We start from the raw sequence: 16,094 nt of genomic DNA, 5'->3' as shown, positions 1-16,094 counted from the left end.
AATTAATTCTGAAGTTGTATAGTGTTTTTTATTGTTTGCTTATTTGATATGATATCAGCCGCCTTTACACGCAGGAGCACTGCTTTCTTGCTCTTAGCTATCTTCGCTAATGAATTCGAAGCCTTCGCAACAGCCTCGTCAAAACGATAGACCCCTGTAAAGCTCGCCGATTCAAAAATTTGTTGATCGTCTTTTTTAGCTTTGCGAAACTCACGTGCGATATCGAAATGATGACTTCTTTTGAAGAGTCGCTTTCCCTTATCAAACGAAAAGTGTCGGTGTTTTTTCAACTGAGCGATTTGCTTTTTAGAGCTAAAATTGATGAGTACTTGATTGAGGTTTTCTACACTTTGAAAGTCGCAAGAAACACTGAGAATAAACTCTTCAAAATCCAATTCGTGCTTGACATTAGAGATTCCTTTCGTCGCCTTTATTTTCGTCAACATCTTACGGACTCCTTCTCGGATATCGATCTTTGAAGGAACCTTATACCCATTGACACTATCGAGCAACATAATGGAAGCTAACTTGGTTTTGCTCCTGCTCAAGTTTAAAGTAAATGTAGCTTGCCCGGAACCGTCTTCGCGCAGCTTTATTTCTTCTACAAACTCAAAACAACTGGTTAAAAGTAAGGTAGAAGCAATAACTAAAAAGAAATAGCGTAATTTGCTCATATCACAATTTTGTGCAAATATACTAATTTGAGCTATGAAACACTTAAAAATTGCATTCTAATAACAGCTATCCGCTAGTTTTTCAATAGGGTGGTATTCCATCAGTGCCTGAGTACCTTTTTTCGTTACAACTGTGGTACTTACTGTCTGAACTTGAGTTCGCTTCATACATACGGCTGTCTCTGGAGTTCCTAAACTTCGATCTCGATGAAAGGCAAAAATTTCGGATTTTTCAAAGCTCGTACGACCTGCTAACCAAGTAGCAAACCACTGCTCTCGTAGCGTTTTCATTTCGTGTGTATACAACGTAGCGGATGACCAAATACGAGGCTCGTCTTCTAATTTAGAAAAGTGCTTTTGCTCACCATCCCACACCAATTCGTAGGCTTTTCTCGTCATTTGCCAATCGACGAGCACGATGGTAAAAGGCTCAATACCTTCAAAATCAAAAGCTTCAACAGCTGCAACGGCATCTACTGCTGTAAGCAACTGTTTTACCACCAACCCACGACTCATACGGTACGATTGGGCTCTTTGATGCTTAACAAAGCCTCCATTTAATAGGCAAATCAATCGTTGATCCCTGCGTAAACCAATCCAAGTACCTCCGGCAACTTTATCTTTTGGATACTCTATTGCAATCCCGTTTTCTGTATACTGTTTTGGCGGAACAGTTACTCGATGAGGATCTTCATCGCGGTTAGAAGTCAATATAAAATCGTTATTTTCTAAAGGTAAATAGGTTACTGTACACATAAGGTATTATCATTTGTATAAATAAGACGTAAAAACCGACTCATATTTACTAAAAATAAGTGTAACTTTGTGGGCTACTAGTCTAGATGACACTAGACTTTCGTACAAAGAAATAAATTTAATAACAAACAACATACAAAAATGGGAAAAGGTTTTTTTCAAGTACCCACTGCCATTAATGAGCCGGTAAAAGGGTATGCTCCGGGTTCACCAGAGAGAGAAGCTGTTGCAAAACAGTACAAAGAATACTTCAACGGATCTGTTGATGTACCAATGTACATCGGTTCAGAAGAAGTACGCACTGGAAACACGCGTAACATGACGCCTCCACACGATCACCAACACGTAGTTGGTCAGTACCACGTAGGAGACAAGAGCCATGCTGAAAAAGCTATCGCCAATGCCTTAGAAGCTCGTGCTGCTTGGGCGCAAATGCCATGGGAGCAAAGAGCTGCAATTTTCTTGCGCGCTGCCGAATTAATTGCCGGACCTTACCGTGCAAAAATTAATGCTGCAACCATGATTGCCCAGTCAAAAACCATTCACCAAGCAGAGATTGACGCTGCCTGTGAGTTAATTGACTTTTTGCGTTTCAACGTAGAGTACATGTCTGACATCTACAACGAGCAACCAAATTCTGACGACGGTATTTGGAACCGTGTATCATACCGTCCTTTAGAAGGATTTGTATACGCTATTACTCCATTTAACTTTACGGCTATTGCTGCGAATTTACCAGCATCTGCTGCCATGATGGGGAACGTAGTTGTTTGGAAGCCTTCGGATAGTCAAATTTACTCAGCGAAAGTAATTGTTGACATCTTTAAAGAAGCAGGAGTTCCTGACGGAGTTATCAACGTAATTTACGGAGATCCCGTTGAAATCACCGACGTTGTATTATCGTCTCCAGATTTCGCAGGAATCCACTTCACTGGATCGACTTATGTATTCAAAGAACTTTGGAAAAAAATAGGTGAAAACATCCACACTTACAAAACATATCCACGTATCGTAGGAGAAACTGGAGGAAAAGACTTTATCGTTGCACATCCTTCTGCAAATCCACGTCAAGTAGCAACAGGTATTTCTCGCGGTGCTTTTGAATTCCAAGGACAAAAGTGTTCAGCTGCTTCAAGAGTGTACTTACCAAAATCAATAGCTACTGAGGTATTAGATTTTGTAAAAGAAGATATCGCTTCTTTCAAAATGGGATCACCAGAAGATATGAGTAACTTCATTACTGCTGTAATTCACGAAGGGTCGTTTGACAAATTAGCGAAGTATATTGACCAAGCGAAAAACGATGCTGATGCTGAGATCATCGCTGGAGGTAACTACGACAAATCAAAAGGTTACTTTGTAGAGCCAACTGTTATCTTAACTACGAATCCAAAGTACACTACTATGGAAACTGAATTGTTCGGTCCTGTAGTTACTATTTACGTATACGAAGATGCCGATTGGTCAGCAACCTTAGAATTAGTAGATGGAACCTCTGAGTACGCATTGACAGGAGCTGTATTCTCTACAGACCGTTACGCTATTGCAGAAGCGACAAAAGCATTGGAAAACTGTGCTGGTAACTTCTATATCAACGACAAGCCAACAGGAGCTGTTGTAGGACAGCAACCATTTGGTGGAGCACGTGCTTCAGGAACGAATGATAAGGCAGGATCTGCTCAAAACTTATTGCGTTGGGTATCTCCGAGATTAATCAAAGAAACTTTTGTTTCTCCAACGGATTACCGTTACCCTTTCTTAGGATAAGTAACGACTTAATCAATCATAAAAAAAACCAAGCTAAATGCTTGGTTTTTTTTATATCACGTAATTTAATATCATAAAGTAATGGCAAGCGGCTCCTCCTAAAACAAAGAAGTGCCAAATTACATGGTGGTAAGGGATTTTTTTAATCGCGTAGAATACGATCCCCACCGTGTAAAAAATACCACCTGCAATTAATAGGGCCAGTCCATCAGGGTGAATAGCATTCACCAATGCTTCAAAATCAAATACTATCAACCATCCCATAACCAGGTATAGCAATGTTGAAACTACCTCAAATTTACCCGTAAAAAAGAGCTTTAGTACTATTCCGACTAGCGCAATCCCCCACACTCCGTAAAACAGAGTCCATCCCTTACTGTGTAATAGGAGTAAGAGTAGCACTGGCGTATAGGTTCCTGCAATCAACAGGTAGATACTCAGGTGATCTACAATGCGAAATAGGTGTTTGCGCGCTTCTGATTGAACCGCATGGTACAGCGTCGATGCCGTAAACAATACAATCATAGACACTCCGTATACCCATATGCTAAACAAACTCCAAGGCTTGTGATCACTGTTGGCTAATAACACAAACAAGCCCACTATTCCCAACACTGCTCCCACTCCGTGAGACCAAGCGTTTAACTTTTCTTCAACTGCTGTTTGTGTACTCATAAGCTATCCTTTGTATTTGACGGGTAGGTAAACTACCTTTTTCGTTTCAAAGAAATCCTCTTCAAAATACGACGGTAAATCGTAAATAACGGCTTTCGGAAACTTTGCTAACTCTTCTGATAAATCTCCACCCTTGAGATACAAGATACCATTTTTTAACTCGTTTTGATGTTTTTTGTGTACCTTATTTTTGATCCAACGGTGAAAAGTTTCCATTTGGGCAACGGCTCTACTTACGATAAAATCATAGGTTTCCGGAACTTCCTCAACCCTACCATGGGTTGTTTTTACGTTTTCTAGCCCTAAGCCTTCAGCAACTTCATTAACTACTTTAATTTTCTTCCCGATAGAGTCTACTAAGTGAAACTTACACTCAGGAAACATGATTGCCAAGGGAATTCCTGGAAATCCTCCTCCCGTTCCTACATCCATAATGCTACTCCCCGGAGCAAACTGCATCACCTTTGCAATTCCCAACGAGTGCAGTACGTGTCGTAAGTACAGCTCGTCAATATCCTTACGTGAAACCACGTTGATTTTCAAGTTCCAATCCTGGTAAAGTTCTTGTAATTTCGCAAATTGCTCCAGTTGTTGTTCCGATAAATTCGGAAAGTATTTTTTAATGATCTCCATGCCTCGATTTTTCACTGCAAAAATAAAAAACAAATTCGTATTGTTAATTTTTAAGCAAAAGAACTTATAAATGTTAAAAAGTACTGGGAAGGCACTAGCCATCTGGCAAAAACGTTTATTTTTGCTTTTCATAACAAACGACAAATGAAGACAATAAACTTCTCACGCATAGACAAGCAAAAGTTTTTTAGGACACTTAACAAACGAGTGAATAATTACTTTAAAGAGAATAATTTAAAACGAACAGGAAATTGGAAGTTGTACTCGAAGGCCATCGTAATGTTTGGGCTTTTCCTCATCCCCTTTATCATCATCCTCACCATAGACTTATCACAATGGGTTAAGCTACTATTAACTGTAGTCATGGGAGTTGGTATGGCTGGAGTTGGAATGAACGTAATGCACGATGCCAACCACGAATCTTTTTCGAGCAACAAATGGGTAAACAAATTAATGGGAAGTAGTATTTATATCCTCGCTGGAAACGTGTACAACTGGAAGGTACAGCACAATGTACTCCACCATACCTACACCAATATCCAAGACCATGACGAAGATATTGACGCTGGTAGAATTATCCGTTTTTCAAAGCACGCTAAATGGTTGTGGATACACAAGTTTCAAAAGTACTATTCCGTATTTCTCTACGGACTTTTAACCATTAACTGGGCCATTACTACTGATTTTAAACAGATGCGCAGCTATTTGAAGCGCAAACTTTCGTACGGAAGTTTTCCGAGCCCAGCTACGGAATGGACCAAATTGGTCATTTCTAAACTCGTGTACTACGCACTTTGGCTCGTACTACCGATTGCTGTACTCAACATTGCATGGTGGAAAGTACTCATCGGCTTTTTTGTAATGCACTATACCGCTGGAATTATTTTAAGTGTTATTTTCCAATTGGCGCACGTAGTACCAAAAACTGAAATGCCTCTTCCAGACGAAAATGGGAATATGAAAAATACTTGGGCAATTCACCAATTGTACACCACGGCGAACTTCGCTCCTAAAAACTGGTTAATCAATTTCTACACCGGAGGGTTAAACCACCAGGTTGAGCATCATATTTTTCCGCATATTTCACATATTCACTACAAGAAATTAGCGAAAATTGTCAAGGAAACTGCTGAAGAGTTCAACTTGCCATACAACGAATATAAAACGACGAGAAGGGCTATTATCGAGCACTTCAAACACCTTGCCGAATTGGGAAAAAAACCTCAATTGGCATAAATCAACAACACAATTAATAACAAACAATGTCAAACGCATTATCAAACAGAATTAACAGTTTACCTGTTTCACAAACTTTAGCCATGGCTGCTAAAGCGAGAGAATTAAAGGCTGAAGGAAAAGACATCATCAGCTTGAGTTTAGGAGAACCTGATTTTAACACTCCTGACTTTATCAAGGACGCAGCAATAGAAGCTATCCAACAGGACTACAACTCATACACTCCCGTAGATGGTTACGCAGAGTTAAAAGAGGCGATTTGCACGAAGTTTAAGCGCGACAACAACTTGAACTACGCCCCAAATCAAATTGTAGTTTCTACCGGAGCTAAGCAGTCTATTGCCAACGTAGCGCAGGTATTGTTAAACCCAGGAGATGAAGTATTACTTCCGGCTCCATATTGGGTGAGTTATTCTGCTATCGCTACCCTTTGTGAAGCAAAATTTGTGGAAATCCCATCGAGTATCGAGAACGATTTCAAAATTACTCCTGAACAGTTAGAGGCAGCGATTACTCCTAAGACGAAGATGATCTTTTTTAACTCGCCAAACAACCCGAGTGGTACTATTTACAGCGAGGCTGAATACAGAGCACTTGCGGCGGTATTAGAAAAACACCCGCAGATTTACATCTTGTCTGATGAGATTTACGAACACATCAACTACGGTAGTCCGTTGTTTAGTTTTGCTGCCATCGAAAGCATGTACGACCGTACCATTACCGTAAATGGTTTAGCAAAAGCATTTGCCATGACAGGATGGAGAATTGGGTTTATCGGTGCTCCTGCATGGATTGCCAAAGCTTGTACCAAAATGCAAGGACAAATTACTTCGGGAACAAACTGTATAGCGCAACGCGCAGCTATCACAGCGGTTTCTGCTGAACCAAGTGCCGTACAATACATGGTCGATGAGTTTAAGAAACGAAGAGATATGATGTTGGAACTCTTAGGAGCTATTGACGGGTTTAAACTCAACGTTCCGGAGGGAGCCTTCTACATTTTCCCAGATATTTCTGGTTTCTTCGGAAGAACCATCCGCAATAAAACCATTGCCAATGCCAACGACTTTTCAATGTTATTATTGGAAGAAGCGAATGTAGCTACCGTTACTGGAGAAGCCTTTGGAGCTCCTAACTGTATCCGCTTATCGTACGCTGCTTCAGAAGAACAATTGCGAGAAGCTGTAAAACGCATACAAGAAGTTGTGGGATAACCCCAACATTCAAATTTCACATACTAAAAAGGGATGCTGTAAGCATCCCTTTTTTTATAAGTCTTCTCTGAGTTCTTCCAATTCGGCAATAATCGCATCGAGCTTTGAAACGAGTGTTGCGTATAGTATTTTAGTCGAAATCATATACACCAAGGTGCAAAAAATAGAGATCAAAACCCCTAACACTACTCCGATACCCACAATTTGCAGGAAGTTCATATCTCGGGTGATAAATTTAGATAAAAAGCTCTGCTCACTAATGCTATGGGCCAAAACAAAGATGGACAATACGGCCACAGGAAGGGCGTACATAAACATCTTTTTAGTCGCTTTTATAATCGACATCATGACCTTCTTGTAGTTCTTTAAATAAGTAAGGTTGTCTGATTTTACGTCAATCATATCGAATTGCTTGAGCAACCGCCTGTTAAAAAAATACAAGCACAAGATCAAAAAAGCGCCGTAAAAACCGATAATGGCTTCGGAAAATGCGGCCATCCCTCCGGCTACTAAAATCGCCATAGGAATCAAGCCTTTGTTATCTATTTCGTAGGTGCGTTGTATTTTATGAATAAGGGATTTGGATTTTTTATTGTACAAATCGTTTACTTTTGGAGCGATCAACGCCTGCTCTTCAACAAAGGCTTCGTTCCATATTTTCTCAATTGATTTTTCCATCTAATAAAGTCTTTAATTGTTTTTTTATTCTGTTGATACGAACTGCAATATTGTTAGCGCTAGTTCCAATAATTACAGCAATTTCTTTGTAAGGATTTTCTTCTAAATACAGTAAAATAATCGCTCTATCAACCTCCGACAATTGCTTGATAGCTCCGTATAACAAATTTAAATGCTCGTTTTCAAATGCGGTATTCTGCTCTGAAAGTTCCGGAATCACATCGTTGTTATACGGTTTTCTATTCTGCTTTTTACGAAGTGTTAGACACACGTTCAAGGTAATTCGATATACCCAGGTAGACCACTTTGATTTCTCTTGGAAAGCTGTTCTACTCTTCCAAATTTGCAAACAAGCTTCCTGATAAAAGTCTTCAAAATCTTCCTGAGAATCCGTGTACGCTCGGCAGATTTTGATAATGATTCCCGCATAGGGCACTATCGATGTCGTATAAAAATCGTTACTCAAAATTTGGTTTTATCAGTTAGTAATCTCAGTTTTAAAAATATTACAACAACTAGTGATTTTTTTCAATCCACCTCCATTCACCGCTTTGCTATTACCATCCCTTTACCCGATAACACTGGGAGTAAGGCACAAAAAAAGGGAGGTATAAAAAACCTCCCTTTTTTCTAGTTAATTGTTAACTATTCATTTTTCCAGCCGCACAACTGACAAAAGATTTCGCTTTGTGCAGGACAGTATTTTTATCTCCGACTTCCGGATATCCCATACTCGATAATTTTGCTTTTACTGCTGGGAGCGATGCAGCTTCTGCATCTAAGACTACCTTTGCGTCTTCTACTGAAATAGAGACAGCCTGCACTCCATCAATAGATTGCAATCCTTTGGTAATGGTAGCAGCGCAGCCGCCACACTTTAAATTTTCTATGTATATTTCACTATTCATGTGTCGCGTTTTTTTGTTTCCATTTTGTATAACCACCAGCAACATTGTAAACTTCAAAACCTTTTGAAGCTAGTATTTTCGCTGCTTTCATACTACGTCCACCAGATCGACAATACAGGTACACTGGTTGCTCTTTATCGAGAAGTTGCAGTGCCTTCTGTTCAAAATCGTCAGCGGTGACTTCTATTTGAAGAGCTCCGTCAATACCTCCAGCTGCCCATTCCTGTGGCGTTCTAACATCGACGAGTTGCATCGATTTTACTTTCTGTAATTGTTCTGCCAAGGCAGTGACACTTACCTCACGAACTCCTGCTTGCTGCCCAGTACAACTGAACAAACCTAACTGCAGAAGGATTACTGCTATGAATTGTCTAAACTTCATTTCTAAATTTATTGTGAATTCGGACATACTGTTGCCGTTCTGGTCACAGCGGTTTCTTTGATGGCTTTGTATCCACCCGCAACATCAATCACGCCGTGAATTCCCCTCGCCTTAAGTATTGAAGCTGCAATTACCGAACGGTACCCTCCGGCACAGTGCACGTAAAACGGTTGGTTTTCCGGAAATTCCCTTAGGTGATCGTTGATAAAGTCTAGCGGTGTATTAGGTACATCCACTACGTGTTCATTTTCGTATTCACCAGGCTTTCGAACGTCAAATATGGGTAGTTTTCCATGATCTGCGGCCATGGTTTCGGCAGAAACTGATTCCAGTGAGTCTATCTCTTTTCCGGCAGCAGCCCAACTCTCAAAACTACCGTCTAAATACCCTAAAACGTTGTCAAAACCAACGCGTGAAAGGCGGGTAATTGTCGCTTCCTCTTCTCCTACCGGTGTAATTAACACAATCGGTTGCGAAACGTCTTTGATCAACGCACCAACCCAAGGGGCAAAGGTTCCTTTTAAGCCAATAAATATCGCTTGAGGTACAAATCCTTTAATAAATTCCGATTGATGGCGTACATCGAGGATAACTGCGCTATTCTCATTGGCTACTTTTTCAAACTCAGCAACAGATAACGCCTTGGATCCAGCTTTTAAAACATCGTCGATAGACTGATAGCCTTCTTTATTCATTTTAACATTGAGTGGAAAGTAAGCAGGTGGAGGTAACAAGCCCTCTGTAACCTCTACTACAAACTCTTCTTTGGTCATGTCTTTGCGCAACGCGTAGTTTGTTTTTTTCTGTTCTCCTATGGTCCCCACTGTTTCTTTACTTAGGTTCTTCCCACAAGCAGAACCAGCACCATGTGCTGGATAAACCACAACATCATCTTCTAGCGTCATGATTTTAGTACGCAGACTGTCGTACAATAACCCAGCTAATTCTTCTTGAGTCATGCTCGCTGCCTTCTGTGCTAAATCCGGACGTCCAACATCTCCTAAAAACAGGGTGTCCCCACTAAAAATCGCATGATTATTTCCTTCGGCATCCTTCAACAAATAGGTGGTACTCTCCATGGTATGACCTGGCGTATGCAACACGGTAATACTGATATCTCCTAGCTGAAACACCTCGCCATCAGTAGCGATATGTGCATCGTACTTAGGTGCCGCCGTAGGTCCGTAAACGATGGTAGCCCCAGTTTTTTCAGCCAAGGTAACATGTCCACTTACGAAATCGGCATGAAAATGGGTTTCGAATATGTATTTTATAGTTCCGTTGTTCTTTTCGGCAGTATCTATGTAGGATTGAACTTCACGTAAAGGATCAATGATGGCTACTTCACCATTACTCTCTACGTAATAAGCTCCCTGCGCTAGACAACCTGTATAAATTTGTTCTATCTTCATAATTCACTTTTCACTTATTGATACGCCTGATGAATGTACTGAGCGTATTTTCTTTGATTAATATTATCTCCTGTTTTAAAAAATAGTACTGCTCCATTCGCTCTCATAAAAAAGTGATCTAAGCTCACTTCTTCCAAAAGTCCTCCTCTGAACAAAGCATCTCTTACGGGACCTTTTACGCCTGCAAAATAGAACGTAACCCCGCGTTTTCGATAATAGCGAATTCTGTCTTTCAACATTTCAACACCACTACTATCTACCCTATTAATACTCTCTGCATCGAGTACAATTAATTGCAATTGCTTTCCTTTATCCAACACCATTTCGTCGAGTCGATCTCTGAAATAACTGGCATTGGCGTAAAACAACTGTGCGTCAAAACGGAACACCAAAATTTCAGGTTCCAAAATAACCTCCTTAAATCTATTTTTATTTCTAAAAAAGTCAGATTCTGGTACTTTGCCCAATTCGGTAACATAAGGTCGGGAAGTTCTGAAGATCAATAAGACCAACGACAGTCCAACTCCGGTAATGATACCGTACTCAATACCCAAAAAAAGCGTGGCTAAAAAGGTGGCCAACAACAACCAAAAATCGAGGTTATCGGCCCTCCACAAGCGCCTAGCTTCTTTTACATTGATTAAGTTAAAAACCGCAACGACGATAATCGAAGCGAGTACTGTTTTCGGGAGGTGGTAAAATACCGGTGTCAAAAACAGTAAGGTCAAGACCACTAATATGGCAGCGGTCAACGCCGCTATTCCTGTTTTCCCGCCCGATTCTGCATTGATAGCAGAACGAGAAAAACTAGATGCCGACGGGTAGGCTTTAAAGAGTGAGCCTACAATATTACTCAGTCCTAATGCAATCAGTTCTTGATTGGGACGTATTCTGTATTCATCTTGTTTAGATTCTAGGGTTTTCCCAATAGAAATCGTTTCTAGGTACCCTACCATCACTAAGGTCAATGCAATGGGCATCAATTCGCGAATTAAGGCAATATCAATAACCGGCATCGCAAAACCAGGCAATCCCGATGGAATTTCTTTAACGATGGCAATCCCCTCCCAATTCGCACCGAAATAACGTACCGTTACGATCCCAAACACCACGACAATAAGGGCATTGGGAATTTTTCTATTTAAACGTCTAAAGAATACGATAATTCCACAGGCTACCAAGCCAATTACTGTGGTCGGCACATGCAATTCACCGATTCTCGTGCTGATATCTTGTAGGAGAACGTGAATTTGATCGCTTTGAACAAAATCGACTCCGAACAGATTCCTAAATTGATTGAGTCCAATAATCAGCGCTACAGCCGAAGTAAACCCTGTGATCACCGGTCTCGACAAAAAGTTAACCACGAAACCCAGTTGAAATACCCCCATCGCAAACTGTATGCTTCCGACGAGCAAGGCCAACAAAATACTAATGGCAATATAACTTTCCGATCCTGCCAGTGCTAAGGTAGACACTCCTGTTGCAACGATGAGTGAATCCATGGCGACGGGCCCAATGGCCACCTGTCTAGACGATCCAAAAACAGCGTATACCAATTGAGGCATCAAGGCTGCATACAATCCGTAAATCGGTGGTAAGCCCGCGATAAGTGCATAGGCTATTCCTTGGGGAATAAGAACAATTCCTACGGTAATACCTGCTAGGATGTCTCCGAGCAATTGCGACCTTTTGTACTTAGGCAGCCAATCGAGTATAGGTATCAAGTTTTGAATCTTATTCATTTTCTAAGGTATCTATTAAAATAATTCTCCTTGTCCAGCTCCTGAAACACCTCTGATTTTTCCGAGGTGCTGATAAGCCAAATCTGTCACTTCCCTACCTCTCGGCGTCCTCATTATAAATCCTTGTTGAATTAAAAACGGTTCATAAACCTCTTCTATGGTTTCCGCATTCTCGGCAACTGCAGTTGCGAGAGTAGTAAGACCTACGGGGCCGCCCTTAAACTTTTCAATGATGGTGGTCAATATTTTATTATCCATTTCATCCAAACCATGGGCATCTACATTCAATGCTTTTAAAGCGTATTTAGCGATTTCTATGGTAATGCGACCATCTCCTTTAATTTGTGCAAAATCACGCACCCTGCGAAGCAATGCATTGGCAATACGCGGAGTTCCTCTACTTCGTCCAGCAATTTCAATGGCTGCTTCCATAGAAATAGGCACTCGTAAAATTTGTGCACTTCGTTGAATAATGGTACTCAATAACTCTGTCGAATAATAATGCAAACGACTACTGATACCAAAACGAGCCCGCATGGGAGCTGTCAGCAATCCCGAGCGCGTTGTTGCACCCACCAACGTAAAAGGTTCCAAGTTAATCTGAACGGTTCTGGCATTGGGGCCAGACTCTATCATTATATCAATTTTAAAGTCCTCCATTGCCGAATACAAGTACTCTTCTACTATAGGGCTCAAACGGTGAATCTCGTCGATAAACAAAACATCACGTTCCTCCAAATTCGTCAAGAGGCCTGCTAAATCACCAGGTTTGTCCAACACAGGACCTGAAGTAACTTTAATTCCTGCGTTCAACTCATTTGCCAAAATATGCGCTAGGGTCGTTTTACCTAATCCCGGTGGTCCGTGGAATAGGGTATGATCTAAGGCTTCATCACGCTGATTGGCAGCCTCAACGAAAATCTTCAAATTCTCAATAGCCTGATCTTGTCCTGTAAAATCATCAAAGGACAGCGGACGCAACTTCTTTTCTACATCGAGTTCTTCGTTAGAATAATGGTCTTTTTCTGGATTTAAATGCTCATTCATACAATTACAAATATACTGTAAATAATAAGTTCACTCTGTAATATAAGTTACGAATGAACCGGTGCTATTGTTTAGCATTCGCTACCCCACAAGATAGCACAAAAAAAAAGCCTTTCACAAGGAAAGGCTTTTTCTAATATAGTGTGGTTATTAAGATGGCTCTTCGCCTTCTAATAACGGTGTAGTCTGTAATACGAAATCTTTACCGTGTACATACTCTCCGCTCTCGTCAGTCTTACTGTAATCGTAAGCCCATCTGTGAACTTCAGGAATTGGCCCAGGCCAGTTTCCGTGAATGTGCTCTACTGGAGTAGTCCATTCAAGAGTATTGGCATTCCAAGGGTTTTGGGTAGCCTTTTGTCCGCGGTAGATAGAGATAAAGTAGTTTGCTAAGAAAATGATTTGAGCAAATCCACCGATAATCGCCATTACTGTCATGAACACGTTGATATCCGCTAAGTCGTCAAACATTGGGAAGTTCGTATTGGTATAATAACGACGTGGTAAACCAGCTAATCCGATAAAGTGCATTGGGAAAAATACTCCATATGCAGAGATAATCGTGATCCAGAAGTGCCAGTATCCCATAGTCTTGTTCATCATACGACCGTACATTTTAGGGAACCAGTGATAGATACCTGCGAACATTCCGAACAATGCAGATACTCCCATTACTAAGTGGAAGTGTGCCACTACGAAATACGTATCGTGTACGTTGATATCCAATGCAGAATCTCCTAATACCAATCCTGTCAATCCTCCTGTTACGAACGTCGATACTAATCCGATAGAGAACAACATAGCTGGGTTCATTTGCAAATTACCTTTCCATAAGGTAGTCACATAGTTAAATGCTTTTACTGCCGAAGGAATTGCAATTAATACCGTAGTAAAGGTAAACACTGATCCTAAGAATGGGTTCATTCCAGATACGAACATGTGGTGACCCCATACAATCGTAGAAAGGAAGGCAATAGCCATAATAGAACCGATCATCGCACGGTAACCGAAAATTGGTTTACGCGCATTGGTCGAAATAATCTCTGACGTTAACCCAAGAGCAGGTAATAAGATAATATATACTTCTGGGTGTCCTAAGAACCAGAATAAGTGTTCAAATAATACTGGTGATCCACCTTGGTAGTGCAATACCTCTCCCGAGATAAAGATATCCGATAAATAGAACGAAGTTCCAAAACTTCTATCGAAGATCAATAACAAGGCTGCCGACAATAATACTGGGAATGAAATCACACCGATGATAGCTGTGATAAAGAACGCCCACATAGTCAAAGGCAATCTCGTCATTTTCATTCCTTTTGTACGTAAGTTCAATACAGTTACGATATAGTTCAACGATCCGATTAACGAAGATGCGATAAAGATCGCCATCGATACTAACCATAACGTCATTCCCGTACCAGAACCTGGAATTGCTTGTGGCAATGCAGATAATGGTGGGTAGATTGTCCATCCTGCTGATGCTGGTCCTGCCTCTACGAAAAGAGAAACAACCATAACTACAGAAGATAAGAAGAACAACCAATAAGAAACCATGTTTAAAAATCCTGAAGCCATATCACGTGCTCCAATCTGTAATGGAATCAATAAGTTTGAAAAGGTTCCACTCAACCCGGCTGTCAATACGAAGAATACCATGATGGTACCGTGAATCGTAACTAAAGCCAAATACATATCAGGGTCCATAACCCCGTCTGTTTGGTGGCTACCTAAAAAGGCCTCGATAATAGAGAACGAAGTCTCTGGCCATGCAATTTGCAAACGGAATAACATAGACATAAATACCCCAATGATACCCATGAACATTCCTGTTACCAAGAACTGCTTCGAGATCATTTTGTGATCTGTACTGAAAATGTATTTCGTTACAAATGTTTCCTTGTGATGATGATCTGACATAATCTATACTTTATATATTTTAAAAATATCTTATTTAATTACTTGCGCTAAGGTTTTCTGATCAGCTAACCACTTGTTGTATTGATCCTCTTCTACAACAGTAATTTTCATCTGCATGTTGTAGTGAGAAGCTCCACAAATTTTATTACAAAGTAATAAGTAGTTAAACTCGTATAACTCTTCTTCACCTTTAGCGGCACGTATTTTATTAATTCCGTTAGTTTTAGCGATTACTTCAGGATTCTGACGCATTTCTTCCGTAGTGTATTTCGGTGTAAATGCGAATTGAGTTACCATACCAGGAACACAGTTCATTTGCGCTCTAAAGTGAGGCATATACGCAGAGTGCAACACATCTTGCGAACGGAACTTGAATAAGATCTTCTTTCCTTTAGGTAAGTATAATTCCGTTACTTGTTTATCATCTTGAGCTTTTGGGTCAGACATGTCAACACCCATAGTATTCACTCCTTTGATAAAGTTCACGTTTCCTAATCCTAATTCGTTATCAGCACCTGCATAACGAGCATCCCAACGGAACTGTTGTGAGTATACTTCGATAACAATTGGGTTTTCATCATCACCAACGTACATGATGTTGTTCCACTGCCATAAACCGTAACCGATTAACAATACAATCGTAACCGCAGGAATGGTTGTCCACAACAACTCTAATTTGTGACTATCTGCATAGAATAAAGCTTTCTTGTCTTTGTTTCCTCGGTACTTGTACGAGAAGAAAAAGATTAAAAACTGCATACCAAACTGCACTACCCCAATTAAGATAAAGGTAATATTGAATAACCTATCGTCGTGTTCTCCTTCAATAGAAGCAGATTCTGGCAACAAGTAAACATTCATTGCAATTAAACAGTAAATCATCATTGCATAAAGGAATGCTAGGAATCCTATGGCTAACTTTCCCTGTGTGTCATTGTCTTTATCAGTAGCAATTACCGAACGGAAATTCATAATACGGGTAATCTGCCAAAAGCTTACTCCCAATGCAACTGCTATAAAAATGTAAAATAAAGCGAGCATAATATC

16 protein-coding genes are annotated in these 16,094 nt (G+C 40.4%); 3 read left to right on the top strand and 13 right to left on the bottom strand.

Annotated elements, in window-relative coordinates; translation table 11 throughout:
* Positions 1 to 2: 2 nt before the first annotated feature.
* Both ACXAG7_RS11490 and ACXAG7_RS11485 read right to left on the bottom strand, forming a co-directional pair.
* A complete protein-coding gene (locus ACXAG7_RS11490; protein WP_408045400.1) occupies positions 3 to 674 on the bottom strand; it encodes a hypothetical protein in 672 nt (223 codons plus the stop codon).
* Between the two features lie 57 nt (positions 675 to 731).
* Positions 732 to 1,430 (bottom strand): NRDE family protein, encoded by a 699-nt coding sequence (locus ACXAG7_RS11485; protein ID WP_476666865.1) that lies wholly within the window; start codon positions 1,428 to 1,430, stop codon positions 732 to 734.
* Between the two features lie 141 nt (positions 1,431 to 1,571).
* Here ACXAG7_RS11485 and pruA point away from each other — a divergent pair, with 141 nt between their 5' ends.
* Complete coding sequence (gene pruA / locus ACXAG7_RS11480; protein WP_408045402.1) at positions 1,572 to 3,197, top strand: L-glutamate gamma-semialdehyde dehydrogenase; 1,626 nt, start codon at positions 1,572 to 1,574, stop codon at positions 3,195 to 3,197.
* Between the two features lie 51 nt (positions 3,198 to 3,248).
* Here the strand turns inward: pruA and trhA are convergent, their stop codons facing one another.
* Both trhA and rsmG read right to left on the bottom strand, forming a co-directional pair.
* On the bottom strand, positions 3,249 to 3,872 hold the full coding sequence (gene trhA / locus ACXAG7_RS11475; RefSeq protein WP_408045403.1) for a PAQR family membrane homeostasis protein TrhA: 624 nt from the start codon (positions 3,870 to 3,872) through the stop codon (positions 3,249 to 3,251).
* Between the two features lie 3 nt (positions 3,873 to 3,875).
* Complete coding sequence (gene rsmG / locus ACXAG7_RS11470) at positions 3,876 to 4,505, bottom strand: 16S rRNA (guanine(527)-N(7))-methyltransferase RsmG (RefSeq protein ID WP_408045404.1); 630 nt, start codon at positions 4,503 to 4,505, stop codon at positions 3,876 to 3,878.
* Positions 4,506 to 4,649: 144 nt separating this feature from the next.
* On the opposite strand from rsmG, the gene ACXAG7_RS11465 reads away from it, so the two are divergent.
* On the top strand, positions 4,650 to 5,741 hold the full coding sequence (locus ACXAG7_RS11465) for a fatty acid desaturase family protein (RefSeq protein ID WP_408045405.1): 1,092 nt from the start codon (positions 4,650 to 4,652) through the stop codon (positions 5,739 to 5,741).
* 26 nt (positions 5,742 to 5,767) lie between these two features.
* The gene (locus tag ACXAG7_RS11460) at positions 5,768 to 6,955 is read left to right on the top strand and encodes a pyridoxal phosphate-dependent aminotransferase (protein ID WP_476666864.1); all 1,188 of its coding nucleotides are present in this window, start codon (positions 5,768 to 5,770) and stop codon (positions 6,953 to 6,955) included.
* Positions 6,956 to 7,009: 54 nt separating this feature from the next.
* Here the strand turns inward: ACXAG7_RS11460 and ACXAG7_RS11455 are convergent, their stop codons facing one another.
* The 9 genes from ACXAG7_RS11455 to ACXAG7_RS11415 all read right to left on the bottom strand — a co-directional run bounded on the left by ACXAG7_RS11455 (position 7,010) and on the right by ACXAG7_RS11415 (position 16,088).
* The gene (locus ACXAG7_RS11455) at positions 7,010 to 7,633 is read right to left on the bottom strand and encodes a hypothetical protein (RefSeq protein WP_408045407.1); all 624 of its coding nucleotides are present in this window, start codon (positions 7,631 to 7,633) and stop codon (positions 7,010 to 7,012) included.
* A complete protein-coding gene (locus ACXAG7_RS11450) occupies positions 7,617 to 8,099 on the bottom strand; it encodes an RNA polymerase sigma factor (RefSeq protein ID WP_408045408.1) in 483 nt (160 codons plus the stop codon). The genes ACXAG7_RS11455 and ACXAG7_RS11450 overlap by 17 nt, the downstream gene beginning before the upstream one ends.
* 175 nt (positions 8,100 to 8,274) lie before the next feature.
* Positions 8,275 to 8,541 (bottom strand): heavy-metal-associated domain-containing protein, encoded by a 267-nt coding sequence (locus ACXAG7_RS11445; RefSeq protein ID WP_476666863.1) that lies wholly within the window; start codon positions 8,539 to 8,541, stop codon positions 8,275 to 8,277.
* Positions 8,534 to 8,923, bottom strand: a complete 390-nt coding sequence (locus tag ACXAG7_RS11440) for a rhodanese-like domain-containing protein (protein WP_476666862.1) — start codon at positions 8,921 to 8,923, stop codon at positions 8,534 to 8,536. Before ACXAG7_RS11440 ends, ACXAG7_RS11445 begins: the two co-directional genes overlap by 8 nt.
* 8 nt (positions 8,924 to 8,931) lie before the next feature.
* Positions 8,932 to 10,335 (bottom strand): MBL fold metallo-hydrolase, encoded by a 1,404-nt coding sequence (locus ACXAG7_RS11435; RefSeq protein ID WP_476666861.1) that lies wholly within the window; start codon positions 10,333 to 10,335, stop codon positions 8,932 to 8,934.
* 14 nt (positions 10,336 to 10,349) lie between these two features.
* Complete coding sequence (locus ACXAG7_RS11430) at positions 10,350 to 12,080, bottom strand: SulP family inorganic anion transporter (RefSeq protein ID WP_476666860.1); 1,731 nt, start codon at positions 12,078 to 12,080, stop codon at positions 10,350 to 10,352.
* A 15-nt stretch (positions 12,081 to 12,095) separates the two neighbouring features.
* Positions 12,096 to 13,127, bottom strand: a complete 1,032-nt coding sequence (gene ruvB, locus ACXAG7_RS11425; RefSeq protein WP_408045413.1) for a Holliday junction branch migration DNA helicase RuvB — start codon at positions 13,125 to 13,127, stop codon at positions 12,096 to 12,098.
* 150 nt (positions 13,128 to 13,277) lie between these two features.
* Positions 13,278 to 15,047 (bottom strand): cytochrome c oxidase subunit I, encoded by a 1,770-nt coding sequence (locus ACXAG7_RS11420; RefSeq protein WP_408045414.1) that lies wholly within the window; start codon positions 15,045 to 15,047, stop codon positions 13,278 to 13,280.
* A 30-nt stretch (positions 15,048 to 15,077) separates the two neighbouring features.
* The gene (locus tag ACXAG7_RS11415; protein WP_408045415.1) at positions 15,078 to 16,088 is read right to left on the bottom strand and encodes a cytochrome c oxidase subunit II; all 1,011 of its coding nucleotides are present in this window, start codon (positions 16,086 to 16,088) and stop codon (positions 15,078 to 15,080) included.
* Positions 16,089 to 16,094: the final 6 nt, after the last annotated feature.

Source organism: Tenacibaculum sp. AWR4_210, from assembly GCF_056160945.1.
Note: the sequence above shows the minus strand (reverse complement) of the source record. Positions and strands in the feature narration are given on the sequence as shown.